General features: G+C 56.9%; 5 protein-coding genes. 1 reads left to right on the forward strand and 4 read right to left on the reverse strand.

Going from position 1 to position 6,261, the window contains the following annotated elements; translation table 11 throughout:
* Nucleotide 1: 1 nt before the first annotated feature.
* From NQZ67_RS24145 to NQZ67_RS24160, 4 genes are all read right to left on the reverse strand, one after another.
* Nucleotides 2-1,204: a Ger(x)C family spore germination protein gene (locus NQZ67_RS24145; protein WP_257451007.1), complete on the reverse strand. Its 1,203-nt coding sequence runs from the start codon at nt 1,202-1,204 to the stop codon at nt 2-4.
* A gap of 17 nt (nt 1,205-1,221) precedes the next feature.
* On the reverse strand, nt 1,222-2,799 hold the full coding sequence (locus NQZ67_RS24150) for a spore germination protein (protein ID WP_257451009.1): 1,578 nt from the start codon (nt 2,797-2,799) through the stop codon (nt 1,222-1,224).
* Between the two features lie 174 nt (nt 2,800-2,973).
* Nucleotides 2,974-4,017, reverse strand: coding sequence for an alpha/beta hydrolase (locus NQZ67_RS24155; RefSeq protein WP_257451011.1), 1,044 nt, complete (start codon nt 4,015-4,017; stop codon nt 2,974-2,976).
* A 198-nt stretch (nt 4,018-4,215) separates the two neighbouring features.
* Complete coding sequence (locus NQZ67_RS24160) at nt 4,216-4,590, reverse strand: ArsR/SmtB family transcription factor (RefSeq protein WP_257451012.1); 375 nt, start codon at nt 4,588-4,590, stop codon at nt 4,216-4,218.
* Between the two features lie 148 nt (nt 4,591-4,738).
* On the opposite strand from NQZ67_RS24160, the gene NQZ67_RS24165 reads away from it, so the two are divergent.
* Nucleotides 4,739-6,124, forward strand: a complete 1,386-nt coding sequence (locus NQZ67_RS24165) for an MFS transporter (RefSeq protein WP_257451013.1) — start codon at nt 4,739-4,741, stop codon at nt 6,122-6,124.
* Nucleotides 6,125-6,261 lie beyond the last annotated feature (137 nt).

Below are 6,261 nucleotides of genomic sequence, written 5' to 3' on the forward strand. Positions count from 1 at the left end.
ACTAGTCCTCCATGTCTTCCAAGAATGATTGAATGACCGAGCCTGTACGGCGAATCTTCATCTCGACATTCACCTCGACCGGCAAATGGACGAACTCCTCCTCCCAGTCATCCTCCAGCTCCTTCCACGCTCTTGCATCTGCGCGATGGATGGCGTTGCCGAACCCGAACACGTCCGCCCTGTAAGACTTCGCCTTCTTGACCGCCGCTTCGACAAACCCGCGGACCTGGTCGCTCATCGCCTCTTCCACCTCGGCCACGGACGCCGTTTTCCCCAGATCGATGCCGCATTCGACATCCCCGATGTTCCCTTCCAGCTGTAAATCCACGCGAATGGAAGGCTTCCCCGCGTTCATGCTCCCTTTGACCTTCTGTTTGAACCGGTTCAGCTCGACCGCAAGCGATCCTCCGCCTGGACAACCTGTTCGAACGACCGTGTTTTTCATATTACCGACGACGAAGCTATAACCTTTGCTCTCCTTGGTGTTCAGCCAGCCTACCAGCTTATCCTTGCGGAATACGGCTAGTCCGTTGTACTTCTCGAAAGCGGCGGGAGTCACGTTTTCCATGTTCTTTTTGCTCTGGCCTGTCTGAACGCTGCCCACGATTGTTATGCTTGCCAAAGCTGGATCTTTGCCTTTGCTGACGATATCGAATATGAGCTCGTGAAGATCGACCGTCGCGGTTACGCCCCAATTCTCCTCGGCCGACTCCAGGGAGGAGAACAGCTTGTTCGACGGGAGCTTCTCAAGGGGCGTCAACACCTTCAGCGCATCGCTCGCTGTCGTGTCTTTGGCGATGACGATGTAGAAGTCGGTCCGAAATTCATGGTCCCTCGATACGAAATCGAGCACATCGGCAATCCCGTTCCGCGCCAATTGCTCGCCGATGACGAGCAATCGTATATGCGATGCGTATACCTTGCGCGGGGTCTTCGTCGTCAACGCCCGAACCGCCTCGAATAACGTGCGGCCCCCGGCCCGCTGCGTCATGATCGGCAGCCGTTCTCCCGAGCCGCCTCTTGTCGCCGCGATTTGGCTGGCGTTGATAATTTGGACGGATACCTGAACGGAATCCCCCTTCTGGTCGAAGCCGAGCGCGGACGCGATCGACATGTCGTTCAGCTCCCTGCTGTTCCAGCAGCTTGTCAGCAGCGCCAGCGCCAGCAGCGGAAAAAAAAATTTTATATACCGAGTCATGTTCATAAGCTATACCTTGCCTATTACGTATTGGGGTTGTTCTCCTTGGTGCTGCGCTGTCTTGTCGTATTCGTCTGGCTTATGAGGCGCGGCCTCGTAACCAACATCCAATGCGGAAGACGGAAGATGTTGTCCTTCTGATCCTCCAGAATGAACGGAGCGAACGGCGCCATGTACGGCACGCCGAACGACCGAAGGCTGCACAAGTGGAGCACCATCGCGATCAGCCCCACCATGATGCCGAACAGTCCGAACGTTGCCGCGAGAACCATGAGCAGGAATCGGATCATCCGAATCGTAATGCCCATGTTGAAAGACGGGATGACGAAGTTGGAGATCGCCGTAATCGATACGATAATGACCATAGCCGGACCAACGAGCCCCGCCTCGACGGCCGCTTGTCCGATGACGAGCGCGCCGACGATGGATACCGCCTGTCCGATCGCCCTCGGCATGCGGATGCCCGCTTCCCGCAATATTTCGAACGTCCCCTCCATTAGCAGGGCCTCGACCAAAGCCGGGAACGGAATACCTTCCCGCTGAGCCACGACGCTGATCAGGAGCGGCGTCGGAATCATCTCCTGATGAAAGGTCGTGACGGCGATATAAGCGGCAGGCGCCAGCAAAGAAATGAACAACGCCAAGTACCGGAGCATTCGGATAAGCGTGCCGATATCGGCTCTCTGGTAATAGTCCTCCGAGGTTTGGAGGAAATGGGTGAAGAGCGCCGGGACGAGCAGCACGAACGGCGTGCCGTCCACGACGATCGCCACTCTCCCTTCGAGGAGGCCGGCCGCGACGGCGTCCGGTCTCTCCGAATTGTAGATAGTCGGGAACGGCGTATACGTCTCGTCCTGAATAAGCTCTTCGATGTAGCCGCTCTCGAGTATCGCGTCAATATCGATCCGATCCAGCCGGGAGCGCACTTCTCCCACGACCTTCTCATTTGCGATGCCTTTAATATATACCATGGCAACGTCAGTTTTCGTAACGCGGCCAATTTGCTTCATCTCCATCCATAAATTCGGATCTTTTATTTTCCGGCGAAGGAGTACGGTATTGGTGCGGAGCGTCTCGGAGAAGCCGTCGCGCGGTCCCCGGATGAGCTGCTGGCTGGACGGCTCGTTAACCCCTCTGTCCTCCCAATTCCTCGTGCTGGCAATGACGCCCTCCGCACAGCCGTCCACCAGCAGGACGGAATCTCCGGACAACACGGCGTGGATCAATGTTTCGTAATCCGACACGTCCTTAATGTCCCCGACCGTCAGGATAGTTTGTTTGAGCCGCTGCATGACGGGCTCGTCGGGCGACGGGGAGGCCTCCGCCTCTCTGCCCGATGCCAGCAAGGACTCCAGCATGTCCGTAATATTGGCCAGCCCGTCCGTATAGATCAGGGCCGCTCCCAGCGGAACAGGTCCTTGATGGATCATGATTTCCCGGACGATGACGTCAGGGCTGTTCCCGATTCGGGAGCGAATGACGGGAAGGCTGTCACTGAGCCGAGCCTGCAGCTCTTGTCTTTCCGGCTTCGCTGGAGGAGGCGTCTTCGGGGAGGCTCCGCCGGCCACAATCTTTCTAAAGGTTTGGAACAGTCCGCCCATTTCACCGCCTCCATTCGACAATATCTCTTAGCATTCTATCCAGTTCGAGGAAAATAAATCCTTTCCGTATACCAACGACCGCGCATCCGCATTCATTCGACATGGTTTTATTCGCATCTCATGAAAAAAAGCAATGCGCCAAACCCTAGGCAGGGCGGGCACATCGCTTCCGTTCTAACCGCTATTCTCTTGGTGATCGATCCGCCGGATCGAATTCCCTCGTCCCAAGCACTCCTCAAGGAAGGACAAGGTCATCTCGAAGCATTCTCCGGCCTCGGCCGTATCCAGCTTGAACTGATATTCGTGATGCACGATGCCATGCGACATTGGATAAAACAAGGACGTTACCGGAACGCCTCTCGACCGCAGCCTCTCCGCCAGCTCGCGGCCGTGCTTCTCGAAGGACCCCGTATTGCCGTCGGTAATAAACGTCGGAGGATAATTGCCCGTCGCATAGTGAACGGTGGATGCATGCGCGGCTTTGGCGCTGTTCCTCCATCCCCGTTCCCCGATATAAGCCCAGCCCAGGTGGTTCAGGTAAAATCGCGCGAGCCGCCCCTTCGCGTCGGCCAGACGATTGACATTGTAGGGGCCGCAGTACAGCAGCGCGGCCAGCAGCGCCCCCTTCGGCACGACCTGTTCAATTCCCGTCAGGCCGGCTAATTCGGGATTCGTCTGAATCGCGATGAACTGCGATGCGATCTGCGCTCCCGCGGAGTCGCCTCCGATTATAAGACGAGACATATCCAGAGTCGGATAGTCGCCCGCAATGACGCTCAAATAGTCATAGACCTCGGACATTTGCACCACGGGCGCGGGATACTTCGCCTCCGGCGCGACCTCGTAGTTCATGCTGACCACCGTGTAGCCTTGGCTCGCCATCATCGTGCACCAATACGCGGTTCCGGACTTATCCCCGCTGACGAAGCCGCCGCCGTGCACCCAGAGGATCGTCGGCAGCTTGTCGCGGCCTTCCTTCGGATGATAGAGATCGAGCCGATTGGATCCATAGCGGGAAGGATACTCGAGATTCCGATGCGTATCGACCATCCGTTCATAATCCGCCAGATGGAGAGGCGCCGACGGACCGGGATCGGGTAACCGGCGGAACCAGCGGATGAACGGCGCGGGAGATCTTCGGATGACGCACCAAATGCCAACACCGGTCATCGTGACCAGGAAGGAGAATACTTTGCCTATTCGTACAAGCGCGCGCACGCCAACCACCGTCCCCTTGTCGTTTGCTCCAATTTTACTCCCCGCTACATCCGCCATCTGCCCGTCTGACGACCAATCCTTAGTCCAATTCCGACCAGATGGGACGCGCCGGAAGTCATTCAAAGAAGCCCCCATTCCTCCCGAAACGCAAAAGAGCCCCGTGCTTTATAGGGCACGGGGCTGCTGCGGCTTGCGCCGTTATATGGAATGGTCGTCTGCTGCCGCTTGGGCACTCCATTCGCCGGATAAGTCTCTCCTAGCATCTTCGGATGACTCGTAAGCCTGCATAATGGAGTCGAGCAAGCCGGGAAAGCGGCTCTCCAAATCATCCGTCCGAAGGGACAGAATCCTCTGCGTACCTTGTATGCGAGTACGGATGACGCCGGATTCGCGGAGCGTCCTGGCGTGGTGGGACAACGTCGACTTGGCCACGGGCACATTGAAGCTGTTGCATGCCTGCTCGCCGTGTCTGCGAATTTGCGAAACTACGTGCAGGCGCACCGGGTCGCTTAGCGCGTAGAGGACGGACGCGAGCCTGATTTCCTTGCGGTCCGGATGATACAGCACCTTCATCGACATTCTTCTCCTTTTTTGGCTGGAACGGCCATGCGAAGACAGCGTTCCGCACAACTTCTAATTGCATTTTAAAGCAACGCATGCTATATTTCAAATGTTCGATGATAATCGAACAATAGAACTTTAGAAAGCGGGGGAACCCCTCATGAATGCTCACCAGGCTGCCGTCGATCGGCATAAAACCCTGGCAAGTGATACATCCTCAGCCGCGCTGCCGCGGGAAGGGCTGCTCATAGGCTTGCTCGGTCTTGCCGTTGTGCTCATGATCATGAACACGGCCATGTTCAATCTGGCGCTGCCCGACGTTACGTCGGCATTCGGCATCACCCCTTCCGCCGCATCTTGGATCGTGACGGGTTATTCCATTGTATTCGCCATCGCGTCCATTACATACAGCCGTCTTTCCGACTTTGTCCCGATTCGCCGCTTATTCGTTATAGGCTTGCTGCTCCTTGGGACCGCCGCGATTGCCGGCTTCTTCAGCACGAGCTTCCTCATGCTTCTCCTCGCCCGTATCGCGCAAGCAACCGGCGCAGGCGGCATCATCTCGTTATCGATCGTGCTGTTGTCACGCTATATTCCGGTTTCGCGCCGCGGCAAGGCGATGGCGACGATTATGTCGGCCGTTTCGCTTGGTCTCGGCCTAGGTCCGGTCGCGGGCGGAGCCATCGTAGAGTATTTCGGCTGGCCATACCTATTTGCCGTGACGGCTGCTTCGCTGCTCCTCATTCCGTTGTTCCTGAAGCTGCTGCCGGAGGAACGGCCTTCCCGCGGGAGCTTTGATCTATGGGGCGCGCTGCTCCTGTCGCTCGGAACAACCGGCATCCTCTTGTTTTTGACAAGCTATTCGCTGCTCGCTCTAGCTGCGGGAATGCTCGGGATCCTGCTGTTCATCGTACGAATTCGAAGCGCGAAGGAGCCGTTCGTCCAGCCGTCGCTGTTCCGCAATGGCCGTTACATGGCACTGGCCGCGATAGGAATTGCTTCATACATGTGCAGCTTCGCCACCTTGTTCCTGATGCCGCAGGTTCTCGTTCACCGCTTCGAGATGACCGCCAGCCATGCGGGCTTCGTCATCTTCCCGGGCTCGCTTCTCGCCATGCTCGCTTCCCGGAAAATCGGCGCGGCGATCGACCGTTACGGCAATACCGTTCTGCTTCGATACGCGCCGCCGTTCATCCTCGTCTCGACCTTGCTGTTCGGACTGCTCATCGGCCGCTCGTGGCTGGCCATTCTGCTCATCTACATGTTAATGAGCCTTAGCTTCACGATTGTGTCCAGCAGCGTGTCCAACGAGATGTCCCGTATACTGCCAGACCAGCAGATCGGCTCCGGCATGGGCTTATTCCAGCTCCTGCAGTTTTTCAGCGGCGCGTTCAGCGTGGCGCTGGCGGCAAGCGCTCTGGAGTGGCAGCACAGCCTCCCTCTCTCCGCATCCTATTCGAATATTTATTGGGGGCTGGCCGTTATCGCCTTGCTGGCGGTCAGCTCGACGATCATATACCGAAGAACGCCAGAAAGGCTGCCATAACGGCAGCCTTTCCAGGCTGTCGAGAAAGTCTCGACAGCCTATCTTTTGTCTAATTGGTTCAACACGACACAGCGTTAATGTGATATAATAATGGTATCAATTATTAGATCGGTAGGTGTTGTTCGTGCTTCGTTCGA

It is taken from the genome of Paenibacillus soyae (assembly GCF_024623455.1).
In the GTDB taxonomy this organism is placed as follows: domain Bacteria; phylum Bacillota; class Bacilli; order Paenibacillales; family Paenibacillaceae; genus Pristimantibacillus; species Pristimantibacillus soyae.